We start from the raw sequence: 23,768 nt of genomic DNA on the forward strand, positions 1-23,768 counted from the left end.
GCAAATAATCCTTTTTTAATTCCGTCCCGTGAGGCGGGGAAAGGGGAGACGAGCTTTGACTTCCGTGCCATCAGCACCGGGTCCGGCGAACGTTGTGCTCACCCGGGTTGTCCTCAACCAGGCTGACATTGACCGCGCGCTTACTCGTATCGCCCATGAAATTCTTGAGGCCAACAAGGGCTCCCAGGACCTCGTCCTGCTGGGCATCCCGCGCCGGGGCTACCCCCTCGCCGTGCGCCTCGCCGCCAAGATCGCCGCCGCTGATCCCGCTGTCGACGCCGCCGCGATTGTCGGCCAGCTCGACGTCACGATGTTCCGCGACGACCTCTCGCACCAGCCGACGCGGCCCCCGTACCCCACCCAGCTCCCGCGCACCGGGATCGACAACAAAGTCGTTGTCCTCGTGGACGACGTCCTCTACTCCGGACGGACCATCCGCGCCGCCCTGGACGCCATGATCGACCTCGGCCGGCCCCGGATCGTCCGGCTCGCCGTCCTCATCGACCGAGGCCACCGGGAACTGCCGATCCGCGCCGACCACGTGGGCAAGAACCTCCCCACTTCATCCGCCGAGAAGGTTCGTGTCCGGCTCGAGGAAACCGATTCCGCCGCCGGCGGGGAAAATAGCGGCGCCCCCGTCAACGAAGTGGTCATCGAGGCCACCGCATGAGGCACCTGCTCTCCACTGAGGACCTCAGCCTGGCCAACGCCGTCCGCATCCTCGACACCGCCGAGGAAATGGCGGCCGTGGGGGAGCGCGAGGTCAAGAAGCTGCCCGCGCTGCGCGGCCGCACCGTGGTCAACCTCTTCTTCGAAGACTCCACCCGGACCCGAATTTCCTTCGAGGCCGCCGCCAAACGCCTCTCCGCGGACGTCATCAACTTCGCCGCGAAGGGTTCCTCCGTTTCCAAGGGCGAGTCGCTCAAGGACACGGCCCAGACGCTCGCCGCGATGGGTGCCGACGCCGTCGTCATCCGGCACTGGGCCTCCGGCGCCCCGCACCGGCTCGCCGCGACCGACTGGATCGACGCCGCCGTCATCAACGCCGGCGACGGCACCCACGAACACCCCACCCAGGCCCTGCTGGACGCCTTCACGATGCGCCGGCACTGGTCGCAACTGGCCGGCACGCCGTCCGCAGGGGCGGACCTCAAAGGCATGCGCGTCGCCATCGCCGGCGACGTCCTGCACTCACGGGTGGCCCGCTCCAACGTCTGGCTGCTGCGCACCTTGGGCGCCGAGGTCACGCTCGTCGCGCCGCCCACCTTGCTGCCCATCGGCGTCGAAAAATGGCCCTGCGCGGTCAGCTTCGACCTCGACGAGACCCTGGCGCAGGGCGTGGACGCGATGATGATGCTCCGCGTCCAGGGCGAGCGGATGAACGCGTCCTTCTTCCCGACCACCCGCGAGTACTCGCGCCGGTGGGGGTTCGATGACAACCGGCTGCGCGCCCTCGACACCCTTGGACTCAAGGACACCATCATCATGCACCCCGGTCCCATGAACCGGGGCCTGGAAATTTCCTCGGCCGCGGCGGACTCGCCCCGCTCCACCGTGCTGGCGCAGGTCCGCAACGGCGTCTCCATCCGGATGGCGGCACTGTACCTGCTGCTTTCCGGGGAGACCCGCGAACAAGCAACCTCCACCGCCGCCTACTCCAAGGAGAGCCACTGATGGCCGAACAGCAACAGCATGCAAGCGCCAGCGGCGCCTACCTCATCCGCGGCGCCGCGATCCTGGGCGGAGCAGCCGAGGACCTCCTGATCCGCGACGGCGTCATCGCCGAACGCGGCCAGAACCTCTCAGCCGACGGCGCCACCGTCATCGAGGCCGCCGGCCTCGTCGCACTCCCGGGCATGGTCGACATCCACACCCACCTGCGGGAACCCGGCCGCGAAGACGCCGAAACCGTGGAAACCGGCACCCGCGCCGCCGCACTGGGCGGCTACACTGCCGTGCACGCGATGGCCAACAGCACCCCGGTGGCGGACACCGCCGGCGTCGTCGAACAGGTCCTGACCCTTGGCCGGACCGCCGGCTGGGTGGACGTCCGCCCCGTGGGCGCCGTCACCGTGGGCCTGGCCGGGGAGCAGCTGGCCGAACTCGGCGCCATGGCCGACTCCCGCGCCCGGGTGCGCGTCTTCTCCGACGACGGCATCTGCGTCCACGACCCCGTGCTGATGCGCCGCGCCCTGGAATACGTCAAGGCGTTCGACGGCGTCGTCGCCCAGCACGCGCAGGAACCCCGCCTCACCGCCGGCGCCCAGATGAACGAGGGCGAGGTCTCCGCCGTCCTGGGCCTGACCGGCTGGCCCGCGGTCGCCGAAGAGAGCATCATCGCCCGCGACGTGCTGCTCGCCCAGCACGTCGGGTCCCGCCTGCATGTCTGCCACGTCTCCACGGCCGGCTCGGTGGAGATCATCCGCTGGGCCAAATCCCGCGGCGTGAACGTCACCGCCGAGGTCACCCCGCACCACCTCTGGCTCACCGACGAGCTCGCCCGCAGCTACGACCCCGTCTACAAGGTCAACCCGCCGCTGCGCACCGACGCCGACGTCCAGGCCCTCCGCGCCGCGCTGGCCGACGGCACGATCGACGTCGTCGGCACCGACCACGCCCCGCACCCGAGCGAGCACAAGGAATGCGAGTGGGCCCAGGCGGCCATGGGCATGACCGGCCTCGAAACGGCGCTCTCGGTCGTGCAGCACACCATGATCGAAACCGGGCTCATGGGCTGGGAAGACTTCGCCCGCGTCACCTCCACGGCCCCGGCCGCCATCGGCCGGCTCCAGGACCAGGGCCGACCGCTCGAAGCCGGAGAACCCGCCAACGTCATACTCGTCGACCCGGCTGCGCGCTGGACCGTGGACCCTTCTAAGATGGCAACCATGGGCCGTAACTCTCCGTTCGCGGGCCGGGAACTTCCCGGCCGTGTGGTGGCGACGTTCTTCAAGGGCCACCCCACCGTCCTGCACGGCAAACTCAACACCCCGTACCGGTGGCCGGCGGATGCTGTCGACGCCGCACCGGCGGGCCGGCCCTGATGGACCGGCTGCTCGTCCTCGGCATTGCCACCGCGGTGCTCCTCGTTGCGGCGTTTGTGCTGCTGGCGCTCGGCTGGCGGAACCGCCTGCGCCGCCAGGCCGACGTCGAGCCCCTTCCCGAGGTCCCCGCCGACCTCGGTGCCCCGCTGGCCGCCGCCGACGGCCAGTACGTCGCCTCCACCACCGCCGGGGACTGGCTGGACCGGATCGCGGTCCACCACCTGGGCATCCGCACCAACGCCGACCTCAGCGTGCACCCCGAAGGCGCGCTGTTCGAGCGCGCCGGTGCCGGCCCGGTGTTCATCCCGGCCGGACGACTCACCGGCGTGCGCCTGGAAAGCGGCATGGCCGGAAAGTTCGTGGAAAAGGACGGCCTGCTGGTGCTCAGCTGGATGCTGGGCTCCCGCGAACTGGACACCGGCTTCCGGACCCGGCATGCCGACGACAAAACGACCCTGCTCAACGCGCTGCAAGAATTGATCTCCGCAGCCCCCCAGGCCAACGCCGATAGTGGAAAGTAACGACGTGACGGACCCCAACGAAGTGATTGAGAAAACAGTGACAGAAGCTGCAGAGCCAGCAACCGCTGCCGCGGCAGCATCCACCCCCGCAGTCCTCGTGCTCGAAGACGGCCGGATATTCCGCGGCACCAGCTACGGCGCCACCGGAGCCGCCCTTGGCGAGGCGGTCTTCGCAACCGGAATGACCGGCTACCAGGAGACCATCACGGACCCCTCCTACGCGCGCCAGCTCGTGGTCCAGACCGCGCCGCACATCGGCAACACCGGCGTCAACTCCGACGACGCCGAATCCCGCCGCATCTGGGTGGCCGGTTACATCGTCCGCGACGCCGCCCGCCGGCCCTCCAACTGGCGCTCCGAGCGGTCCCTGGACGACGAGCTCGTCGAGCAGGGGATCGTCGGCATCCAGGGCGTGGACACCCGCGCCATCACCCGCCACCTGCGCGAACACAAGACCATGCGCGCCGGCATCTTCTCCGGAGACGCCGCCCGCGCCACGGACAAGGAACTCGTCGACGCCGTCCTGGCCAGCGCCCCGATGGAAGGCTCACGGCTCGCCGAGGAAGTCAGCGTTGACGCCGCGTACACGGTGGAACCCAAGGACTTCGGCTGGGACGGCGAACCCCGCTTCAGCATTGCCGCGATCGACCTCGGCATCAAGCGGATGACCCCTGTCCGGTTCGCCGAACGCGGCGTCCGGGTGCACGTGCTGCCCGCCACTGCAACCCTCGCCGACGTCCAGGCCGTCAACCCCGACGGCTTCTTCATGTCCAACGGCCCCGGCGACCCCGCCACCGCGGACAACCAGGTCAAACTGCTGCGCTCGGTGCTCGATGAGAAGATCCCGTACTTCGGCATCTGCTTCGGCAACCAGATCCTGGGCCGCGCTCTCGGCTTCGGCACCTACAAGCTGCGCTACGGCCACCGCGGCCTGAACCAGCCGGTCATGGACCGCCGCACCGGCAAGGTGGAAATCACCTCGCAGAACCACGGCTTCGCCGTCGACGCCCCGCTCGACGGCGCCACGCAGGCACCCGAGGAGCGCTACGGCCGCGTCGAGGTCAGCCACGTCAGCCTCAACGACGACGTCGTCGAGGGTCTCTCCTGCCTCGACATCCCCGCGTTCTCGGTGCAGTACCACCCCGAAGCGGCCGCCGGCCCGCACGACGCCGCCTACCTCTTCGACCGCTTCATCGATCTGATGGCGGACGCTTCTGCAAAGACAGAGACAGACACAAAGACTGCCACCGAACCCAAGACTGAGGACAAGAAGTAATGCCCAAGAGAACTGACCTCAAGAGCGTCATGGTCATCGGGTCCGGCCCGATCGTGATCGGCCAGGCGGCCGAATTCGACTACTCCGGCACCCAGGCACTGCGCGTCCTCAAGGAGGAAGGCCTGCGGGTCATCCTCGTCAATTCCAACCCGGCCACCATCATGACGGACCCCGAGTTCGCCGACGCCACCTACGTGGAGCCGATCACCCCCGAGGTGGTCGAGAAGATCATCGCCAAAGAGCGCCCCGACGCGCTCCTGCCCACCCTCGGCGGGCAGACGGCCCTCAACACGGCCATCGCGCTGGACAAGAACGGCGTCCTGGAGAAGTACAACGTCGAGCTGATCGGTGCCAACATCGCCGCGATCGAGCTTGGCGAGGACCGTGAGAAGTTCAAGGGCGTCGTGGAGCGCTGCGGCGCCGAGTCGGCGCGCAGCCACATCATCCACACCATGGACGAGGCACTCGCCGCGGCCGAGGACCTCGGCTACCCGATGGTCGTCCGGCCCTCCTTCACCATGGGCGGCCTCGGCTCCGGCCTGGCCTACGACGAGAACGACCTCCGCCGGATCGTCGGCCAGGGCCTGCAGTACAGCCCCACCAGCGAGGTGCTCCTCGAAGAGAGCATCCTCGGCTGGAAGGAATACGAGCTCGAGATGATGCGGGACAAGAACGACAACGTCGTGGTGGTCTGCTCCATCGAGAACTTCGACCCCGTCGGCGTCCACACCGGTGACTCCATCACGGTCGCTCCCGCCCTGACCCTCACCGACCGCGAATACCAGCGGCTGCGCGATATCTCCATCGCCGTCATCCGCGAAGTCGGCGTCGACACCGGCGGCTGCAACATCCAGTTCGCCGTCGAACCGCACACCGGGCGGGTCGTCGTCATTGAAATGAACCCGCGCGTCTCGCGCTCCTCGGCCCTTGCCTCGAAGGCCACCGGCTTCGCGATCGCCAAGATCGCCACCAAGCTCTCCCTCGGCTACACCCTGGACGAGATCCCCAACGACATCACCCAGAAGACCCCGGCGTCCTTCGAACCGACCCTGGACTACGTCGTCGTGAAGGTTCCGCGCTTCGCGTTCGAGAAGTTCCCGGCAGCCGACCCCACCCTGACCACCACCATGAAGTCGGTGGGCGAAGCCATGGCCATGGGCCGGAACTTCACCGAGGCCCTGCAGAAGGCCCTGCGCTCCCTGGAGCAGAAGGGCTCCCAGCTGGACTTCAGCCACGTCCCGGAATGGGAAGTCGCGGAGCTGATCGAGAAGTCCAAGCGGCCCACCACCGAACGCCTGCACCAGGTCCAGCGCGCCCTCCTCGGCGGCGCCACCGTGGAGCAGCTCTTCGAGGCCACCAAGATCGATCCCTGGTACTTGGACCAGCTCCAGCTGCTCAACGAGATCTCCCGGGAGATCCGCAAGGCCCCCGCACTGACCCACGAGATGCTCCAGCGCGCCAAGCGCCACGGGTTCTCCGACGAACAGATCGGTGCCCTGACGCACAACTCCGAGGCCGTCGTCCGCGGCGTCCGGCAGGCCCTGGGCATCCGCCCGGTCTACAAGACCGTGGACACCTGCGCCGCCGAGTTCGCCGCCTACACCCCGTACCACTACTCGTCCTATGACGAGGAGGACGAGGTGGCGCTGCACGCCAAACCGTCGATCATCATCCTCGGCTCCGGGCCGAACCGGATCGGCCAGGGCATCGAGTTCGACTACTCCTGCGTCCACGCCTCCATGGCGCTGCGCAAGGCCGGCTACGAGACCGTCATGGTCAACTGCAACCCCGAAACTGTCTCCACCGACTACGACGTCTCCACCCGCCTGTACTTCGAACCGCTCACCCTCGAGGACGTCCTCGAGGTCATCGCGGCCGAGGAACGCACCGGCGGCGTCATGGGCGTCTTCGTCCAGCTCGGCGGCCAGACCCCGCTCAAGCTCGCCCAGCAGCTGGCCGACGCCGGCGTGCCGATCCTCGGCACCTCCCCGGAGGCGATCGACCTCGCCGAGCACCGCGGCGCCTTCTCCCAGGTCCTCGACAAGGCGGGGCTCATCTCGCCTAAGAACGGCACCGCCGTGTCCTTCGAGGACGCCAAGAAGATCGCCGACGAGATCGGCTACCCCGTGCTGGTGCGCCCGTCCTACGTCCTGGGCGGCCGCGGCATGGAGATCGTCTACGACGAGCCCAACCTCTCCCGCTACATCGCGAACGCCACCGAGATCACCCCGGAGCACCCGGTGCTGATCGACCGGTTCCTGGAAGACGCCGTCGAAATCGACGTCGACGCCCTGTACGACGGCACGGAGATGTACCTCGGCGGCATCATGGAACACATCGAGGAAGCCGGCATCCACTCCGGCGACTCCGCGTGTGTCCTGCCGCCGATCACGCTCGGGAACAACGTCCTGGAGCGGGTCCGCACCGCCACCCTCGCCATCGCCGAAGGCGTCGGCGTCCGCGGCCTGATCAACATCCAGTTCGCCCTGGCCTCCGACGTCCTCTACGTCCTGGAAGCCAACCCGCGCGCCTCACGCACCGTGCCGTTCGTCTCCAAGGCCACCGGCGTCCAGATGGCGAAGGCCGCGGCCCTGATCGGCACCGGCGTCACCATCAACCAGCTCCGCAGCGCATACAAGATGCTGCCGGAGACCGGCGACGGCTCCACCCTGCCGCTGGAAGCGCCCGTCTCGGTCAAGGAAGCAGTGCTGCCCTTCAGCCGCTTCCGCACCCCCGAGGGCAAGGTGGTGGACTCCCTGCTCGGCCCCGAAATGCGGTCCACGGGCGAGGTCATGGGCATTGACAAGCACTTCGACACGGCCTTCGCCAAGAGCCAGGCCGCCGCGAACAACGCCCTGCCCACCGAGGGCAAGATCTTCGTCTCCGTGGCGAACCGGGACAAGCGCTCGGTGATCATGGGCGTCAAGCGGCTCTCCGACCTCGGCTTCGAGATCGTCTCCACCGGCGGCACGGCGGACGTCCTGCGCCGCAACGGCATCCAGGCCACCCCCGTCCGGAAGGTCGCCGAGGGCTCCAGCGCCGAGGGCGAAGGCACCATCGCGGACCTGATCGTCGCCGGCGAAATCGACATGGTCTTCAACACGCCCTCAGGCGGCGAAGCCCGCAGCGACGGCTACGAACTGCGTGCGGCGGCAACGTCGATCGGCATCCCGTGCATCACCACTGTGGCCGAATTCAACGCCGCGGTCCAGGCCATCGAGGCGCTGCGCACCTACGAATGGTCCGTCACGAGCCTGCAGGAGCACGCCGCCTACCTCAAGGCCCTCCAGGATGCCTGAGGCAGGCACCGCAGCACCGTCCGGCCGGGAGTCCTTCGGCTCCCGGCTGGGGCGGGCCATGGCGGCCCGCGGCCCGCTGTGCGTCGGCATCGATCCGCACCCGGCCCTCCTGCAGCAGTGGGGCCTGACGGACGACGCCGCCGGGCTGGAACGCTTCTCGCTGACCGTTCTGGAGGCCGTGGGCTCGCTCGCTGCCGCGGTCAAGCCGCAAGTGGCCTTATACGAACGTCACGGCTCGGCCGGGATCGCCGTGCTCGAACGCACCCTGGCCGCGGCGGCGGAAGCCTCCGTGCTGACCATCGCGGACGCCAAACGCGGCGACATCGGCTCCACGATGGCCGCCTATGCCGACGCCTGGCTGAAGGACGGCTCTGCGCTGGCCGCGGATTCGGTCACGCTGAGCCCGTACCTGGGTTTCGAGTCGCTCCGGCCCGCCCTGGACCTGGCTGCCGGGACCGGGCGGGGCGTGTTCGTGCTCGCGCTGACCTCCAACCCGGAAGGCGCGTCCGTGCAGCATGTCGGCGGGGTGGACTCCGTTGCGCGGCGGATCACGGAGGCTGCCGCGGCGGAAAACCGGCGCTACGAAGGATCCCTCGGTTCGGTGGGACTCGTGGTCGGAGCCACGGTGGGCTCGGCCCTCACCGAACTCGGTCTCGACCTCGCGGCGGTCCGCGGGCCCATCCTTGCCCCCGGACTGGGCGCGCAGGGGGCCACGGCCGCGGACCTGCGGCGCACCTTCGGTGCGGCGTATCCCCAGGTCCTGGGCACCTCCAGCCGGGACATCCTCGGCGCCGGGCCGTCGGTGACGGCCCTTCAGGACGCCGCGCGGCGTACACTCGAGGAGCTCCTCGCGGCCTGACACCGCCGCCGGGACCGTCCCGGGCCCGGCGCCGCCGGTCCCGGGACGCGGGCTTTCCCCTTCGAGAGCTGTCCCGTCCCGGGGCGGCCACAGTTTTCCATTGATTTCTGCGGTCACCAGACGGTAGGTTCAGGACAGGACTGCGGCATGGGCAACGGTGCCCGTCCGGCTATGCAGTCCGGCCATGCAGGGAGGACTTCAATGAGTTTGAAACCCCTCACTCCGCAGGAGCGTTCCGACGCCCTTCGCAAGGCCGCTGCAGCCAGGGCCACCAGGGCCGCGGCCAAGGAGCGGCTCAAGACGGGGGAGCTGAGCATTGCCGACGTCATCAGTTCCGCCGAAACCGACGACGCCATTGCCCGCATGAGGATCGTCGAGCTGCTGGAGGCCCTCCCCGGGATCGGCCGGGTCCGCGCGGCGGCCATCATGGAGCAGCTCGGCATCGCCCAGTCCAGACGGGTCCGCGGCTTGGGAATCCACCAGCGCCGGGCGCTGGTAGATTTTATTGACGACAAATAGTTCGCTCCGCCGAGCTGCCCCACCACCGCCCAAAGGAATATGTGAGCAAGAAACCGGGACTGACAGTCCTCGCCGGACCGACGGCTGTTGGCAAAGGCACCGTGTCCACCTACATCCGGGACAACTATCCCGGCGTCTGGCTCTCCGTATCGGCCACGACGCGCCCGCCGCGGCCGGGGGAGCAGGACGGCATCCACTACTTCTTCAAGTCGGCCGAGGAATTCGATTCCCTGATCGAAAACGGCGAGCTGCTCGAATGGGCCGTGGTCCACGGCCGCAACCGCTACGGTACGCTGCGCAGCACGGTGGAAGCCGCTATCGAGGAGGGCCGCTCCGTGCTGCTGGAGATCGACCTGCAGGGCGCGCGGCAGGTCAAGGAGGCCGTCCCGGACGCCCAGTTTGTCTTCCTGGCGCCTCCGAGCTGGGACGAAATGGTCCGCCGGCTGGTCGGCCGCGGCACCGAAAGCGCCGAAGAACAGCGGCAGAGGCTGGAAACCGCTAAACTAGAACTTGCCGCTGAACCGGAGTTCGACCACACCGTCATCAATGATGACGTTCGTCGGGCAGCGGACGAGCTTGTTTCACTCATGGGGCTGACCCCGAACCCGTAGCTCAGGCGCCGGGACGTACCGGCCCGTTAGAATTTGGAGAATTCGTGTCCACGAACCTTGAAGGCATCATCAACCCGCCGATCGACGAGCTGCTGAAGGCCGCCGACTCGAAGTACGGACTGGTGATTTTCGGTGCCAAGCGCGCGCGCCAGATCAACGCGTACTACGCCCAGCTGCACGAGGGCCTGTTTGAGTACGTCGGTCCGCTGGTCGACACCAAGCTCAACGAGAAGTCACTCTCGATCGCCCTGCGCGAAATCAACGAAGGCAAGCTCGTTTCCACGCCGATCCAGCCTGCAGAGTAGTTCCGCAGACGCAGACGGAGTCTTACGTGCGCATAGTCCTCGGAGTCGGGGGAGGGATTGCCGCCTATAAGGTGGCGTCGCTCCTCCGGCTTTTTACTGAAGCCGGCCATGACGTCACCGTCATCCCCACGGAGGCGGCCACCCGCTTCGTCGGCGTTGCCACCTGGGAGGCCCTTTCCGGGCACCCGGTGAGCAACAGCGTGTTCGACGCCGTCCACACCGTCAACCATGTCCGGCTCGGCCACGAGGCCGAGCTGATCGTGGTGGCTCCTGCCACGGCCGATCTCCTGGCCCGTGCGGCCACCGGCCAGGCCGATGACCTCCTCACCAACACCCTGCTCATGGCCGGCGACTGCGCCGTGCTCATGGCCCCGGCCATGCACACCGAAATGTGGCAGCACCCGGCCACCCAGGCCAATGTCGAAACCCTGCGCAGCCGCGGCGTCACCGTCCTGGAACCCGCGAGCGGCCGGCTGACCGGCGCCGACTCCGGCCCCGGCCGGCTGCCCGAGCCTGAGGCGATCTTCACCGCGGCCATGGCCCTCGCCGGTGCGGCCGCCGCTCCGGCAGCACCTCCGGCCGCCCCGGACATGGAGCCGCGCACTTCTTCGGATCCGGCCGACGCCGTGCCATCGGCCATCCGGCCCCTGGCCGGGCTCACCGTGACCATCAGTGCCGGCGGCACCCGGGAACCGCTGGACCCCGTGCGGTTCCTCGGCAACCGCTCCTCCGGCAAACAGGGCGTGGCCCTGGCCGCCGCCGCCCTCGATGCCGGCGCCCGGGTCCGCCTGCTGGCCGCCCACATGGAGGTCCCGGCGCCCGCCGGCGTCGAACTCGTCCAGGTGGAGACGGCCCTGGAACTGCGGAAGGCGGCGCTGCACGCGGCCGCGGACTCCGACGTCGTCATCATGGCCGCCGCCGTCGCGGACTTCCGCCCCGCGGACGTCTCCGGAACCAAGATCAAGAAGCGCGACGACGTCGCGGACCCCGTGATCAACCTGGTGCGCAACCCCGACATCCTGCGGGAGCTCGTCGAGGTCCGCGACGCCGCCTCCCGGAACCAGCTGATCGTCGGCTTCGCCGCCGAGACCGGCGACGCCGGCGGTGATGTGCTCGAGTACGCCCTGGCCAAGCTGCACCGGAAGGCCTGTGACCTGCTGGTGGTCAACCAGGTGGGACGGGACAAGGTCTTTGGCGAAGACACGAACTCCGTAGTCATCCTTTCCCGCGCCGGCTCCGAACCCCAAGAGGCGTCGGGTTCCAAATCCGACGTTGCGGCTGCCGTGATCGACCGGGTCAGCGCCGAGCTGAGCCGGGTTGTACCGCCGGCCTAGGCCCGGCGTAACCAAGGTCTCCTTAGCATGGAGACACACGCCGCCGGACGTCCGTTTTCCAACCAGTAAGGTAGTTGAGTGACTTTACCGCTGCACATCCCTGACTTCCACGGGTCTACGCCCGCCGCGCTCCGACTCTTCACGTCCGAGTCCGTGACAGAAGGCCACCCCGACAAAATCTGTGACCAGATCAGCGATGCGATCCTCGACGCCCTCCTCGCCAAGGACCCGGAGTCCCGGGTGGCCGTGGAGACGCTGGCCACCACCGGGCTGGTCCACGTGGCCGGCGAGGTCACCACCGACGCCTACGTCGAGATCCCGCAGATCGTCCGGGAGACCATCCTGGGCATCGGGTACGACTCCTCGGCCAACGGCTTCGACGGCGCCCGGTGCGGCGTCTCGGTCTCCATCGGCCAGCAGTCCAACGACATCGCCGGCGGCGTGTTCAACTCGCTCGAAGCCCGCGAGGGACGCCAGGAGGACGACTACGACCTCCAGGGCGCCGGCGACCAGGGACTCATGTTCGGCTACGCCAGCGACGAGACCCCGTCCTACATGCCCGTGCCGATCTGGCTCGCGCACCGGCTCTCTGAGCGGCTGACCGAGGTCCGCAAGAACGGCGAGCTCGCGTACCTGCGCCCCGACGGCAAGACCCAGGTCACCGTGGGCTACGACGGCGACCGCCCGGTCTCGGTCGAGACCGTCGTCATCTCCAGCCAGCACGCCGAGGGCGCCAGCCTGGACCAGCTCCGTGCCGACCTCGCCGAGCACGTGGTGGATCCGGTCATGGCACTGTCCAACCTGGACACCTCGCGGACGCACAACATCCTGAACCCCGCCGGCGCCTTCGTCATTGGCGGCCCGGTGGGCGACGCCGGCCTGACCGGCCGCAAGATCATCGTCGACACCTACGGCGGCATGGCCCGTCACGGCGGCGGCGCGTTCTCCGGCAAGGATCCGTCGAAGGTGGACCGCTCGGCCGCGTACGCCATGCGCTGGGTCGCCAAGAACGTGGTAGCGGCCGGCCTCGCCAAGCGCGCCGAAATCCAGATCGCGTACGCGATCGGCCAGGCCCGCCCGGTGGGAACCTACGTTGAGACGTTCGGCACCGAAACCGTCGACCCGGCCCGGATCAGCGCCGCGATCGCGGAGATCTTCGACCTCCGCCCGCGCGCCATCATCGACGCCCTGGACCTCAAGCGCCCGATCTACGCCAAGACCGCCGCCCACGGGCACTTCGGCCGCGAAGACCCGGACTTCACGTGGGAGCGGCTGGACCGGGTGGACGAGCTGAAGGCCTTCTTCAACGCCTAAGACCCGAGACCGCACTGGTGATGGAAACGTTATTGCTGCTCCCATAAATGTCAGTGCCTTGTGATCTGCTGTAGCCAGGCCGCCGTCAGGTGGCCTGGCTACCTGCCATTTAGCCGTTGTCGAAACGATCCGGAGGGGAGGTGTGGGCGCTGAGTCCTCAGCCTGCCGGCAGCGCGCCCGGCGAACCCCAGCAGCTGTCCCTGCTCCACGGCTTTCCCGCCTCGGCCGCGCAAGTAACCGGACCCGCGCTGGCCGCCGACCTGCCGGTGGCACGGGTACTGATCGAATCCTCCCTGCCGCATCTGGACCGGCCCTTTGATTACAGCGTGCCCGCCGCCCTCGACGCCGAAGCCCGCCCGGGCGTCCGGGTCAAGGTCAAGTTCAATGGCCAGGAACTGGCGGGATACTTGCTGGACCGCACGGCGACGTCCGACGCCGGGCACCCCCTCGTGCCGTTGTACAAGGTCGTCTCACCCGTCCCGGTCCTGACCCCCGCCGTCGCCGGGCTCGCCGGCCGGATCGCCGCGCGGTACGCCGGAACCGTCAGCGATGTCCTGCGCGTCGCCGTGCCCCCACGCATGGCTAAACTCGAAAAGGAATACGCCCCGGAGGGCCGGCTCGATCCTGAGCTATTCGGTCCTGACCCGTCAGGTCCTGAGCTGTCCGGGTCTGCGACCGGCGTGTCGCTGCCCTCACCCGGCGCGGGCAGCGTCTGGGCCTCCTACCGGAACGGTCCAGCGTTCCTTGCCCACCTCGGCGCAGGGGAGTCGCCCCGGGCCGTGCTGACCGCCCTGCAGGGGTATGGACCCGGCGGCTGGCCTCGGCTGGTTGCCGAAGCCGTGGCCGCGGTCCGGCTCTCCGGCCGCGGGGCCGTCGTGGTGGTTCCCGACTACCGGGACCTGGACCGGGTCGAGTCCGCCCTCCTGGAACTCCTCCCGGCCGGCGACGTCGCCCGGCTCACCGCGGATGACGGCCAGACACCGCGCTACCGCAGTTTCCTGCGCGTGCTCAGCGGTGCCGCCGGGGTAGCCGTGGGAACCCGCTCCGCGGCCTACGCACCGGTGCACAACCTCGGGCTCGTGGTCTGCTGGGACGACGGCGACGACCTCCACATCGAGCAACGCTCCCCGTACGCGCACTCCCGCGAAGTCCTCCTCCTCCGCGCAGGCCAGGAAGGCGCCGCATCCCTGCTCGCGGCCCATTCACGCAGCACCGAAGCCGAGCGGCTGGTCGAATCCGGCTGGGCGCGGCCCGTGGAAGCGGAGCGGACGGTCATCCGGCGGACGGTGCCGCGCGTGCTGAACACGGCCGACAGCTATGAACTCGAGCACGATCCGCTGGCCCGCATCGCCCGCCTGCCGGGCGCGGCCTGGCGCGCCGCCAAGGAGGGACTGGAACGCGGCCCGGTCCTGGTCCAGGTGGCCCGTGCCGGCTACGCACCGTCGCTGGTGTGCGAAACCTGCCGCGAACCGGCGCGCTGCACCGCCTGCAGCGGGCCCCTGGCGGTCGCCGGTCCGAGCGGAAGCACCGCCGTGCCGCAGTGCCGCTGGTGCTCCTCGCCGGCCCCGGCCTGGCGGTGCGGCACGTGCAACGGGGTCCGGCTCCGGCGCGGCGCCACGGGCGCCCTCCGCACGGCAGAGGAACTGGGCCGGGCATTTCCGGGCAAACCGGTCATCACCTCGTCCGGGGACCAGGTCAAGGCCACGGTCCCGGACACGAAGGCCCTCGTGGTGGCCACCGTCGGTGCCGAGCCGGTGGCCCCGGGCGGCTACGCCGCGGCGCTGCTGCTGGACGGCGACTCGCTGCTGCGCCGGGAAAACCTGAGGGCGGGAGAGGACGCTGTCCGCCGCTGGTTCAACGCCGCGGCCCTGGTCCGGCCGGCACCGGAAGGCGGCCTCGTGGTCATTACCGCCGACGACGCCGCCGGGGTCGGTGCCCTGCTGCGCTGGGATCCTGCCGGGTACGCCGGCCGGGAACTGGCGCTGCGGCAGGAACTGCAGCTGCCGCCCGCCGTGCGGGTCGCTTCGATCACCGGGGTCCGGACCGCCGTCGGACATTTCACCGAGGCCGTGCAGCAGCGCCTCGCCGCGCACGGAACCGTCCTCCGGACGGCCGGACCCGCGCCGCTCATGCTGCCGGCCGCCTCCCGCCCGACGCCACGCGATTCCGGCGAAGAGGTCCGGACATTGCTGTTCATCCCCTACGCCCAGGCCGCCGACGTCACGGCCGTGCTGCGGGCCGTCAAGGCCGCCGCCGCGGCAAAGCGCAGCGATGATCCCGTGCAGCTGCGCCTCGACGGAGTTGACGTCCTCTAGTTGCAGTTCCCGGGCTAGCCCTTGTGCCCGTTCCGGAGTGCGACGGCCTCTGCCGCGACGGCCACAAGCCGCCGCGCGGACTCGTCCCAGCTGAAGTCCGCGGCACGCTCCACGGACCGGCGTGACCGGGCCTTCCAGAGGTCAGCGTCCTCGAGCTGGCGGACCGCCTCGGCAAACTCGGCCGGCGAGTCAGGATGCACGTAGCTGACGGCGTCATCGCCGACTTCCCGGAAGATCGGGATGTCGCTGGCGATCACCGGGGTGCCGTGCGACATCGCCTCGACCAGGGGCAGTCCGTAGCCTTCGGCCCGGGAGAGGCTGATCAGGGCCGTGGTGCGCGCCAGGAGGGCCTCATATTCGGCATCGGTCACGCCGTTGTGGAAGACGATGTTTGCACCCGCCGGGGCGAGCGCCTCAAGTTCGGCCCGCCGCTCCGGGGTGATGCGGCTGAGCAGGTGGAGGGTCATCTCCGGCAGTTCCGCCATGCCGCGGATCATGGTTTCGACGTTCTTGTAGGGCATGAACGAACCCATGTAGAGCAGCGTCTTGTCGGCCCCGGCCCCGGGATCCCGCGGCGTGTGGCCGTGCTGCGGGGCGTTGCCCACAATCCTGACCGGCCGCCGGGTGAGCCGGTACTTCGCCATCAGGGCCGCGGTGGTGGAGCTGATGGTGGCCACGATATCCGCCCGGTTCAGCAGGAGCCGCTGGGGCCAGAACGCCTTGTGGTACAGCCGCCACAGGACCCGGACCGGGGCCGGCAGGAACCCCGGAGGCGTGGGGTGCTCGTAGTAGATGAGGTCGTGCAGGGTCAGCACCAGGGCATACTTGCGGCCCCAGCTGCCCATGGTCTGCATGGGGCACACCACCACGTCAGCGCCCAGCTTGTTGACCCGTGCCGCCACGAAGAGCTCGGCCGGGGACAGCGGGCTGTTGATGACGGTGTACGGAACGTCCGGCAGGAGCGCGAGCTGGCGGTGGTCGCTGATCAGCATCGAGACGTCTGCGATCTTGGCGGCCGCAGCGATCAGGCTGGCGCCGTAGCGGCTGATGCCGTCGTGGTGGTCCAGCCGGGTGAAGCGGGCATCGATGAGAATCTTCACGCGGCGTGGTCCTTCAGGAAGAGTCGGATGTAGCGGGCGGCGGGTTCGGGGGTCTCGTAGTGGATCAGGTGCCCGACGCCGGGAATGACTTCCAGCGTCACGTCCGGAAGCCGTGCGGCGAGTTTGTGCTGGTCCGGCAACATGGCGATCTCGTCCTTTTCTCCCGCGATCAGCAGCACGGGCAGCGTCAAGTGGCCGGCCACCTCCGAGACATTGCTGCCGACGGAGGCTTTGAAGGCCTGCAGCAGGCTGTCGCGGTCCGCGAAGGAGGAGAAGTAGGCGCTGTGCTGGGCGTGCACGAACCGGCGGACGTCCTTGTCCCCGGTCTTGGCCATGGTCACGCTCATCACCCGCACGATCGCCTGGCTGCGCAGGAGCGCCAGCCCCAGCCGCCGGGGAAGCCGTGCCGCGGCCTCGTAGTAGAACACCGCAAGCTTGGTCATGACGCCCTTGGGGCCTTCAAGGGCGGGCGCTGCGATGGGGTTGATCAGGATCAGCTCGGATACCGCACCGGGGTTGGCCGCCACGAAGTGGCTGGCGATGATCGACCCGAACGAATGGCCGAGCAGGACCGTGTCCGGGCCCAGTCCCAGCGCCGCCATGAAGCCGCTGAGGAACCGGCCGTAGGCGTCAACGCTGTGCTCGGTGTCCTCGAAGGCCGCCGAACCGCCGAAGCCCGGCAGGTCCGGCATGATCAGGCGCATGTCCGTCAGCTGGTCGGCGATCCGGAGCAGGCCGTGGTGGTCGCCACGGAACCCGTGCACCACCAGGATCGTGCGGGTCCCGGGCGTGACCTGGGCGGGTTCGTAGACCCAATAGGCAATGGAGGCGCCGTCAACCTCGACGGTCGCGGCACGGGTGCGCGCGGCGAGTCCGTTGCTGAGAAGGGGCGTGCGTGAGGACCCGGTGTCCACTTGTTCCATGGGGTCGAATCCTAGGTGACGTTGTCGGGGTGGGAGCCGGTCCGGAAGCCGCGTTCGAGCGCGGCGATCTCCGTCATGTCCAGCGGGGAGAGCTCAAAGTCGAAGACCTCGTGGTTTTCACGGATCCGCCCCGACGAGCTGGCCTTGGGAATGGCAATGTTGCCCAGCTGCAGGTGCCAGCGGAGGATGACCTGCGCCGGCGTGCGGTCGTGTTCGGCGGCGAGGGCCAGGATCACCGGGTCCTTCAGGACCTGGCCGCGGCCCAGCGGGCTCCACGCCTCGGTGCGGATGCCCAGGAGCTCGTGCTTTTCGCGCAGTTCATTTTGCTGCAGCCAGGGATGCAGCTCAATCTGGTTGACAGCCGGGACCACCTCCGCGGTGTCCAGGAGCCGGTCCAGATGCTGCGGCTGGAAGTTGGAGACGCCGATTGCCCGGACTTTGCCCTCCCGGTACAGCGTCTCCATGGCCCGGTACGTTTCCGGGAAGAGGCCCCGCCGGGCGCACGGCCAATGGATCAGGTACAGGTCGATGTATTCCAGGCCGAGGTTGGAAATCGAGGTGTCGAACGCCCGCATCGTCGCGTCGTAGCCGTGGTCGTCATTCCAGACCTTGGTTGTGACGAACAGGTCCTCGCGGGACACGTACGGCGCGGTTTCCCCGGGACCGCCGCCGGTGCCCTCAAATCCGGACAGGGCACCGATGCCGCGGCCCACACCGGTTTCGTTGCCGTACATCGCGGCCGTGTCGAAGTGGCGGTAACCGGCCTCGATCGCCATGGTCACCAGATTGGCGGCGTCGGCCGGAGGGACCTTATAGAGCCCGAATCCCAGCCGGTCGATCATCACGCCGTTATTCAGGGTCAGCCGGGGGGAGATTCTCATGACACTGACTTTACCCACTGGCGCTCCCGAGTGGCGGACCGAAGGTGCCGGCCGCAGCTTCGGGTCGCCGTGCCCCGAACCCGCTCAGGCGGGCCCGTCGAACCGGACCAGCCTGCGGGCGCTGGCCTCGTCCAGGATCAGGTCGGTGGCCAGTCCTGCTGCGAGGGCGCCCCGCAGCCCGTTGATCTTGGAGGCGCCGGACACCACGCAGATGCGCCGCCGCACCTGCCGCAGCTGGGCGAGGTCCGGGCCGGTGGAGCGCTCGTTGAGCGTGATGCCGTCCGAGGACCCGTCGGCGCGGAAGAACACCGTCGCGACGTCGCCCACCACATCGGAATTCGCGAGGACGTCCAGGTCGTCCTCATCGAGGTAGCCGCCGGCATAGACGTGGCTGGGGTAGTCGGCGTCGACCGATCCCACGCCAAAGATCGCGATGCTCATCCGCGACTGCAGCTCCAGGATGCGTTGAACACTGCGCTCATTCCACATGGCCGTTTTGGTCGCCGCGTGGTCGAAGAAGGCCGGGACCGGGAACTGTTCAACCCGTGCACCGTAGGCGCTGCCGAACCGGCGCATGATGTCCGAGGCATAGGTGATGCCGGTGGTCTGCATGTTTCCGGCGCCGTTGAGCTGGACGATCACGCTGTCGTGCGTGATCTTGCGGGTCAGGTGCCGGCTCACGGCGCTGAGCGTCGACCCCCAGGCGACGCCGATGATGGCGTTCGAGTCCACCAGGGGCCCGATCGTCCTGGCGGCCTGCATGGCCACACGGTCCAGTGTTTCCGCCTCATTGAGCGTGTCCACCACGGGAACAACGTGCACATCCACCTTGTATTCGGCGCGGATCATGCTCTCAAGCTCAGGTCCGGTGTCCAGCGGGCTGCGGATCTGGATCTGCACCAGTCCAGAATCGCGGGCCGCCGAGAGCAGCCGCGACACCGTGGACCGGGACGTCCGGAGCTCCCGGGCAATCGCGTCCATGGTCAGGTCCTGCAGGTAATACAGCTGGGCCGCGCGGAGGGCGTCGGACTGGCGTGGAGGTGTCATGAAATTTCCCGTCTGCACGTTTGTGCATAGTGCTTGACTCCATTTTCCATTACTCCAAAGAATAGTGTTGAACGGCGCCGCGCCATGGGGCGCGCCGCACAGAACCAAACCCAAGGGAGCAGTTTTGGGACAGAAGGACTCAGCCCGCACACCGGCCAACGATCGCGCCTCGGTGCAGAAGCTGCGGACGCGGCGGCACGCGCAGGTTCTGATCATCGGAGGCGGCATCAACGGGGTGGGCACGTTCCGGGACCTGGCCCTCCAGGGTGTCGACGTCGCGCTTGTGGAGCGCGGCGACTACTGCCAGGGCGCCAGCGGCGCTTCCTCCCACATGATCCACGGCGGCATCCGCTACCTCGAAAACGGCGAGTTCCGCCTCGTGCAGGAGTCCGTCGTCGAACGCAACAGGCTCCTGCGGATCGCACCGCACTACGTCAAGCCGCTGCAGACCACCATCCCCATCTTCAGCACCTTCTCCGGTGTCCTGGCCGCCCCGATGCGCTTCCTGACCCACAAGCAGGGCAAGCACACGGAACGCGGCGCATTCCTGATCAAGCTCGGCCTGAGCATGTATGACTTCTTCTCCCGCGACGGCGGCACGGTGCCGCGCCACCAGTTCCGCGGCCGCAAGCGCGCGCTGGCCGAACTGCCCCGCCTGCACCCGGGGATCAAATACGCGGCCACCTACTTCGACGCCTCGGTCCACAACCCTGAGCGCCTCACCCTCGACGTGCTCCAGGACGGCGAGAAAGCCGGCGGCGCGGACGGCCACCTGGCCCGGGCCAGCAACTACGTTTCGCTCGTCTCCATGGGCGGCAGCACCGGAAGCGCCGCCGGAACCAGTGCCGGAACCGGTACCGGAACCACCGTTCAGCTGCGCGACGAGCTCAGCGGCGAGGTGTTTGACTTCACCGCCGACGTCATCGTGAACACCACGGGCGCCTGGGTCGACCTGACCAACGAGGCCATGGGGGCGGCGTCGTCCTTCATGGGCGGAACGAAGGGTTCGCACATCGTGCTGGACCACCCGGAGCTGCTGGCGGCGTGCAACGGGCGCGAAATCTTCTTCGAACACACCGACGGCCGGATCGTGCTGATCTACCCGATGGGGGACCGCGTCCTGGTCGGCACCACGGACGTCGACGCCGACATGGCCGAGGACGCCGTCTGCACCGAGGCGGAAATCGACTACTTCTTTGACCTGATCGGCCATGTCTTCCCGGACATCACGGTGGACCGGGGACAAATCGTCTACACGTTCTCCGGCGTGCGGCCGCTTCCCAAGCACGACGCCACCCAGCCGGGCTTCGTCAGCCGGGACTACCGGATCGAACGCCGTGCGGGCGCCGGCGGGGCCGTGCTGAGCCTGGTGGGCGGCAAGTGGACCACGTTCCGTGCCCTCGCCGAGCACCTGAGCAACGACGTCCTGGCCGAACTCGGCATGGAACGCAAGCTCTCGACGGCGAAGCTCGCCATCGGCGGCGGCGCGGGCTTCCCGGACAGCGAGGACGGCGTCCAACGCTGGATCAAGGCCCACATGTCCGCCGGCCGCGACGCCGCCCGCGTCACCGGACTCCTGACCCGCTACGGGACCCGCGCCGAAGAGGTCATCCGGTTCCTGGATGATGCCAACGCCGGCGAGGCGGACAGGCTGCTGCACTCCACGCGCGAGCTCAGCACCCGCGAACTGGAGTTCATGGCGGCACACGAGCAGATCGGGCACCTCGTGGACGTCCTCATCCGCCGCACGTCCCTGGCCTTCCGGGGCCTCGTGACCGGCGAACTGCTGAACGAAATTGCCGACATCCTCTCCGGCCCGCTCGGCTGGGATGCGGCACGCCGGGCCACGGAAATCACCCACGCACAGGAGGTGCTTCAGCGGTTCCACGGCGTCCGGGTCCACAGCCTGGTCGCCTGATTCGACTTGCGTGCCCGGGCAGGGAAGCCCGGGTGCAAGCACTGCGCGGTCCGCCCCGGCGGCCGGCGCAGTGGCTGGCCGGCAGCACCAACATGCTGCCGGTCCCACGGCCTCCAAACTCGCGGAGGCCGACAACAGAAAATAGAGGAGTCAAAGATGTCTCTTGGAATAGTTTTCCTGTCCGAAGTATTCGGCACCGCAATGCTGACCCTGCTGGGTTGCGGCGTGGTGGCCAACGTTGCGCTCAAAGGCACCAAGGGCAACAACGGCGGGTTCCTGATGGTCACCTGGGGATGGGGCATTGCCGTCTTCTCCGGTGTCTACGTTGCCGCCCAGTCAGGGGCGCACCTGAACCCTGCGGTGACCTTCGGTCTGCTGCTCAACGGCAAGAAGTTGTACGCTCCCGGCGTTCCAGTCGACTTCGCCTCGACACTGACCTACTTCGGCGGTGAACTGCTCGGTGCCTTCCTGGGTGCCATCGTGATGTGGCTGGCCCACAAGCAGCACTTCGACGTCGAGCCCGAGCCCGCCAGCAAGCTGGCCGTCTTCTCCACCGGCCCGGCGATCCGCTCCAACCAGTGGAACCTGATTACCGAGATCATCGGCACCTTTGTCCTCGTGTTCGTCATCCTGACCTTCGGCGGAACGCCCTCCGGACTCGGCCCGCTGTCGGTGGCCCTGCTCGTTGTCGGCATCGGTGTCTCGCTCGGCGGCCCCACGGGCTACGCCATCAACCCCGCACGTGACCTCGGCCCCCGCATCGCCCACGCCCTGCTCCCGATCAAGGGCAAGGGTTCCAGTGACTGGAGCTACTCCTGGATCCCCGTCGTCGGACCCCTCATCGGCGGTGGACTGGCCGGCATTGTGGCCGCAGTCGTGCCGATCATCGCCCCGGTAATCCCTCACTAATCGCCAATTCACCTGCCACGCCAAACAGACAAGGACGTCAATATGAACCAGTACGTAGTCGCCATTGACCAGGGCACCACGAGCACCCGCGCCATCGTGTTCGACCACAGCGGCAGCATTGTCTCCTCGGGCCAGATGGAGCACGAGCAGATCTTCCCGCAGGCCGGCTGGGTGGAGCACAACCCCGCGGAAATCTGGAACAACACCCGCGAGGTGATCGCCTCGGCACTGTCCAAGGCGAACCTGACCCGCCACGACATCGCCGCCGTCGGCATCACCAACCAGCGCGAAACGGCCGTTGTGTGGGACAAGACCACCGGCGAGGCGGTCTACAACGCGATCGTCTGGCAGGACACCCGCACGCAGCCGATCGTCGACGAACTCGCCAAGGACGGCGGCCCGGAACGCTTCAAGCAGAAGGTCGGCCTGCCGCTGGCGACCTACTTCTCCGGCACCAAGATCAAGTGGATCCTGGACAATGTCGAAGGCGCCCGGGCCAAGGCCGAGGCCGGCGACCTCGTCTTCGGCAACACGGACTGCTGGGTGCTGTGGAACCTCACCGGCGGGACCGACGGCGGCGTCCACGTCACCGACGTGACCAACGCCTCGCGGACCATGTTCATGGACCTGGAGACGCTGTCCTGGGACCAGGAGATCCTGGACGCGTTCGGCGTCCCGGCCTCCATGATGCCGACCATCAAGTCCTCTTCCGAGGTCTACGGCACTGTGCACACGTCCCAGCTGCTGCGTGAGGTTCCCGTGGCCGGGATCCTCGGCGACCAGCAGGCGGCCACGTTCGGCCAGGCCGCCTTCGACGCCGGTGAAGCCAAGAACACGTACGGCACGGGCTGCTTCCTGATCTTCAACACCGGCGAGGAAATCGTCCACTCGAAGAACGGGCTGCTGACCACGGTTGGCTACAAGTTGGGCGACGCCGCACCGCACTACGCGCTGGAGGGCTCCATTGCCGTCACCGGTTCGCTGATCCAGTGGCTGCGGGACAACCTCGGCATGATCAGCAGCGCCCCGGAGGTCGAGACCCTGGCCGCCTCGGTGGAGGACAACGGCGGCGTCTACATTGTGCCGGCGTTCTCGGGCCTCTTCGCGCCGTACTGGCGTTCGGACGCCCGCGGCGCCATTGTGGGCCTCACACGCTATGTGAACAGGGCCCATATTGCCCGCGCGGCACTGGAGGCCACGGCTTTCCAGACCCGTGAGGTGCTGGACGCGGTCAACGCCGACTCCGGCGTTCCGCTGACGGAGCTGAAGGTCGACGGCGGCATGGTCGCCAACGATGCCCTCATGCAGTTCCAGGCGGACATCCTCGGGGTGCCGGTCATCCGGCCCAAGGTGGTCGAGACGACGGCGCTGGGCGCAGCCTACGCGGCCGGCCTGGCCGTCGGATTCTGGAAGGACCTGGGCGAGTGCTCGGCCAACTGGGCCGAGGACAAGCGCTGGGAGCCGCAAATGGACCAGTCCGAGCGCGAACGCCAGATGCGCCTCTGGAAGAAGGCCGTCACCAAGTCCATGGACTGGGTTGACGCGGACGTGAAGTAGCACCACGTCCCAACCCGCCAGCCGGTAGTTCCGGCG

Annotated in this window: 20 protein-coding genes; 16 read left to right on the top strand and 4 right to left on the bottom strand. The window is 68.4% G+C overall.

The window, feature by feature from the left end:
* Positions 1–55 precede the first annotated feature (55 nt).
* From pyrR to ACVWZ7_RS20765, 13 genes are all read left to right on the top strand, one after another.
* Entirely contained in the window at positions 56–670 is a 615-nt protein-coding gene (pyrR, locus tag ACVWZ7_RS20705; RefSeq protein WP_116767617.1) for a bifunctional pyr operon transcriptional regulator/uracil phosphoribosyltransferase PyrR, read from the top strand.
* Positions 667–1,674 (top strand): aspartate carbamoyltransferase catalytic subunit, encoded by a 1,008-nt coding sequence (locus ACVWZ7_RS20710; protein WP_344367457.1) that lies wholly within the window; start codon positions 667–669, stop codon positions 1,672–1,674. Before pyrR ends, ACVWZ7_RS20710 begins: the two co-directional genes overlap by 4 nt.
* Positions 1,674–3,044 carry a dihydroorotase gene (locus tag ACVWZ7_RS20715; RefSeq protein ID WP_456508973.1) on the top strand — a complete coding sequence of 457 codons (1,371 nt, stop codon included), beginning with the start codon at positions 1,674–1,676 and terminating at the stop codon, positions 3,042–3,044. The genes ACVWZ7_RS20710 and ACVWZ7_RS20715 overlap by 1 nt, the downstream gene beginning before the upstream one ends.
* Entirely contained in the window at positions 3,044–3,565 is a 522-nt protein-coding gene (locus ACVWZ7_RS20720; protein ID WP_456508974.1) for a PH-like domain-containing protein, read from the top strand. The genes ACVWZ7_RS20715 and ACVWZ7_RS20720 overlap by 1 nt, the downstream gene beginning before the upstream one ends.
* Positions 3,566–3,602: 37 nt before the next feature.
* Complete coding sequence (gene carA, locus ACVWZ7_RS20725; RefSeq protein WP_456509160.1) at positions 3,603–4,841, top strand: glutamine-hydrolyzing carbamoyl-phosphate synthase small subunit; 1,239 nt, start codon at positions 3,603–3,605, stop codon at positions 4,839–4,841.
* Positions 4,841–8,140, top strand: coding sequence for a carbamoyl-phosphate synthase large subunit (gene carB, locus ACVWZ7_RS20730; RefSeq protein WP_344367454.1), 3,300 nt, complete (start codon positions 4,841–4,843; stop codon positions 8,138–8,140). Before carA ends, carB begins: the two co-directional genes overlap by 1 nt.
* Positions 8,133–8,999 (top strand): orotidine-5'-phosphate decarboxylase, encoded by an 867-nt coding sequence (gene pyrF / locus ACVWZ7_RS20735; RefSeq protein ID WP_456508975.1) that lies wholly within the window; start codon positions 8,133–8,135, stop codon positions 8,997–8,999. The genes carB and pyrF overlap by 8 nt, the downstream gene beginning before the upstream one ends.
* A gap of 201 nt (positions 9,000–9,200) precedes the next feature.
* Positions 9,201–9,518 (top strand): integration host factor, actinobacterial type, encoded by a 318-nt coding sequence (gene mihF, locus ACVWZ7_RS20740; protein ID WP_091251818.1) that lies wholly within the window; start codon positions 9,201–9,203, stop codon positions 9,516–9,518.
* Between the two features lie 41 nt (positions 9,519–9,559).
* Complete coding sequence (gene gmk / locus ACVWZ7_RS20745; RefSeq protein WP_456508976.1) at positions 9,560–10,129, top strand: guanylate kinase; 570 nt, start codon at positions 9,560–9,562, stop codon at positions 10,127–10,129.
* 44 nt (positions 10,130–10,173) lie between these two features.
* On the top strand, positions 10,174–10,434 hold the full coding sequence (gene rpoZ / locus ACVWZ7_RS20750) for a DNA-directed RNA polymerase subunit omega (RefSeq protein ID WP_091251816.1): 261 nt from the start codon (positions 10,174–10,176) through the stop codon (positions 10,432–10,434).
* Positions 10,435–10,460: 26 nt separating this feature from the next.
* On the top strand, positions 10,461–11,768 hold the full coding sequence (locus tag ACVWZ7_RS20755; RefSeq protein ID WP_456508977.1) for a bifunctional phosphopantothenoylcysteine decarboxylase/phosphopantothenate synthase: 1,308 nt from the start codon (positions 10,461–10,463) through the stop codon (positions 11,766–11,768).
* Between the two features lie 78 nt (positions 11,769–11,846).
* Positions 11,847–13,082, top strand: coding sequence for a methionine adenosyltransferase (gene metK / locus ACVWZ7_RS20760; protein WP_116767633.1), 1,236 nt, complete (start codon positions 11,847–11,849; stop codon positions 13,080–13,082).
* A gap of 149 nt (positions 13,083–13,231) precedes the next feature.
* Entirely contained in the window at positions 13,232–15,397 is a 2,166-nt protein-coding gene (locus ACVWZ7_RS20765) for a primosomal protein N' (protein ID WP_456509161.1), read from the top strand.
* Between the two features lie 14 nt (positions 15,398–15,411).
* Here ACVWZ7_RS20765 and ACVWZ7_RS20770 read toward each other — a convergent pair whose 3' ends face one another.
* From ACVWZ7_RS20770 to ACVWZ7_RS20785, 4 genes are all read right to left on the bottom strand, one after another.
* Entirely contained in the window at positions 15,412–16,497 is a 1,086-nt protein-coding gene (locus tag ACVWZ7_RS20770; protein WP_116767635.1) for a glycosyltransferase family 4 protein, read from the bottom strand.
* Positions 16,494–17,420, bottom strand: coding sequence for an alpha/beta fold hydrolase (locus ACVWZ7_RS20775; RefSeq protein ID WP_344367448.1), 927 nt, complete (start codon positions 17,418–17,420; stop codon positions 16,494–16,496). The genes ACVWZ7_RS20770 and ACVWZ7_RS20775 overlap by 4 nt, the downstream gene beginning before the upstream one ends.
* 11 nt (positions 17,421–17,431) lie before the next feature.
* On the bottom strand, positions 17,432–18,301 hold the full coding sequence (locus tag ACVWZ7_RS20780) for an aldo/keto reductase (RefSeq protein WP_344367447.1): 870 nt from the start codon (positions 18,299–18,301) through the stop codon (positions 17,432–17,434).
* Between the two features lie 84 nt (positions 18,302–18,385).
* Positions 18,386–19,348, bottom strand: a complete 963-nt coding sequence (locus ACVWZ7_RS20785) for a sugar-binding transcriptional regulator (RefSeq protein WP_091251872.1) — start codon at positions 19,346–19,348, stop codon at positions 18,386–18,388.
* 124 nt (positions 19,349–19,472) lie between these two features.
* Here ACVWZ7_RS20785 and ACVWZ7_RS20790 point away from each other — a divergent pair, with 124 nt between their 5' ends.
* The 3 genes from ACVWZ7_RS20790 to glpK all read left to right on the top strand — a co-directional run bounded on the left by ACVWZ7_RS20790 (position 19,473) and on the right by glpK (position 23,732).
* Positions 19,473–21,266: a glycerol-3-phosphate dehydrogenase/oxidase gene (locus ACVWZ7_RS20790; protein ID WP_456508978.1), complete on the top strand. Its 1,794-nt coding sequence runs from the start codon at positions 19,473–19,475 to the stop codon at positions 21,264–21,266.
* A 156-nt stretch (positions 21,267–21,422) separates the two neighbouring features.
* The gene (locus ACVWZ7_RS20795; protein ID WP_091251809.1) at positions 21,423–22,175 is read left to right on the top strand and encodes an MIP/aquaporin family protein; all 753 of its coding nucleotides are present in this window, start codon (positions 21,423–21,425) and stop codon (positions 22,173–22,175) included.
* 42 nt (positions 22,176–22,217) lie between these two features.
* Entirely contained in the window at positions 22,218–23,732 is a 1,515-nt protein-coding gene (glpK, locus tag ACVWZ7_RS20800) for a glycerol kinase GlpK (RefSeq protein ID WP_116767644.1), read from the top strand.
* The last annotated feature ends 36 nt before the right edge of the window (positions 23,733–23,768 follow it).

The organism is Arthrobacter sp. TE12232, assembly GCF_054062615.1.

What these genes read in the sequence shown, in the direction of transcription:
- ACVWZ7_RS20710 (WP_344367457.1), top strand. Translation starts at nt 667, where the DNA reads ATGAGGCACCTGCTCTCCACTGAGGACCTCAGCCTGGCCAACGCCGTC.
- ACVWZ7_RS20715 (WP_456508973.1), top strand. Translation starts at nt 1,674, where the DNA reads ATGGCCGAACAGCAACAGCATGCAAGCGCCAGCGGCGCCTACCTCATC.
- ACVWZ7_RS20720 (WP_456508974.1), top strand. Translation starts at nt 3,044, where the DNA reads ATGGACCGGCTGCTCGTCCTCGGCATTGCCACCGCGGTGCTCCTCGTT.
- carB (WP_344367454.1), top strand. Translation starts at nt 4,841, where the DNA reads ATGCCCAAGAGAACTGACCTCAAGAGCGTCATGGTCATCGGGTCCGGC.
- pyrF (WP_456508975.1), top strand. Translation starts at nt 8,133, where the DNA reads ATGCCTGAGGCAGGCACCGCAGCACCGTCCGGCCGGGAGTCCTTCGGC.
- mihF (WP_091251818.1), top strand. Translation starts at nt 9,201, where the DNA reads ATGAGTTTGAAACCCCTCACTCCGCAGGAGCGTTCCGACGCCCTTCGC.
- ACVWZ7_RS20775 (WP_344367448.1), bottom strand. Translation starts at nt 17,420, where the DNA reads ATGGAACAAGTGGACACCGGGTCCTCACGCACGCCCCTTCTCAGCAAC.
- ACVWZ7_RS20780 (WP_344367447.1), bottom strand. Translation starts at nt 18,301, where the DNA reads ATGAGAATCTCCCCCCGGCTGACCCTGAATAACGGCGTGATGATCGAC.
- ACVWZ7_RS20785 (WP_091251872.1), bottom strand. Translation starts at nt 19,348, where the DNA reads ATGACACCTCCACGCCAGTCCGACGCCCTCCGCGCGGCCCAGCTGTAT.
- ACVWZ7_RS20795 (WP_091251809.1), top strand. Translation starts at nt 21,423, where the DNA reads ATGTCTCTTGGAATAGTTTTCCTGTCCGAAGTATTCGGCACCGCAATG.
- glpK (WP_116767644.1), top strand. Translation starts at nt 22,218, where the DNA reads ATGAACCAGTACGTAGTCGCCATTGACCAGGGCACCACGAGCACCCGC.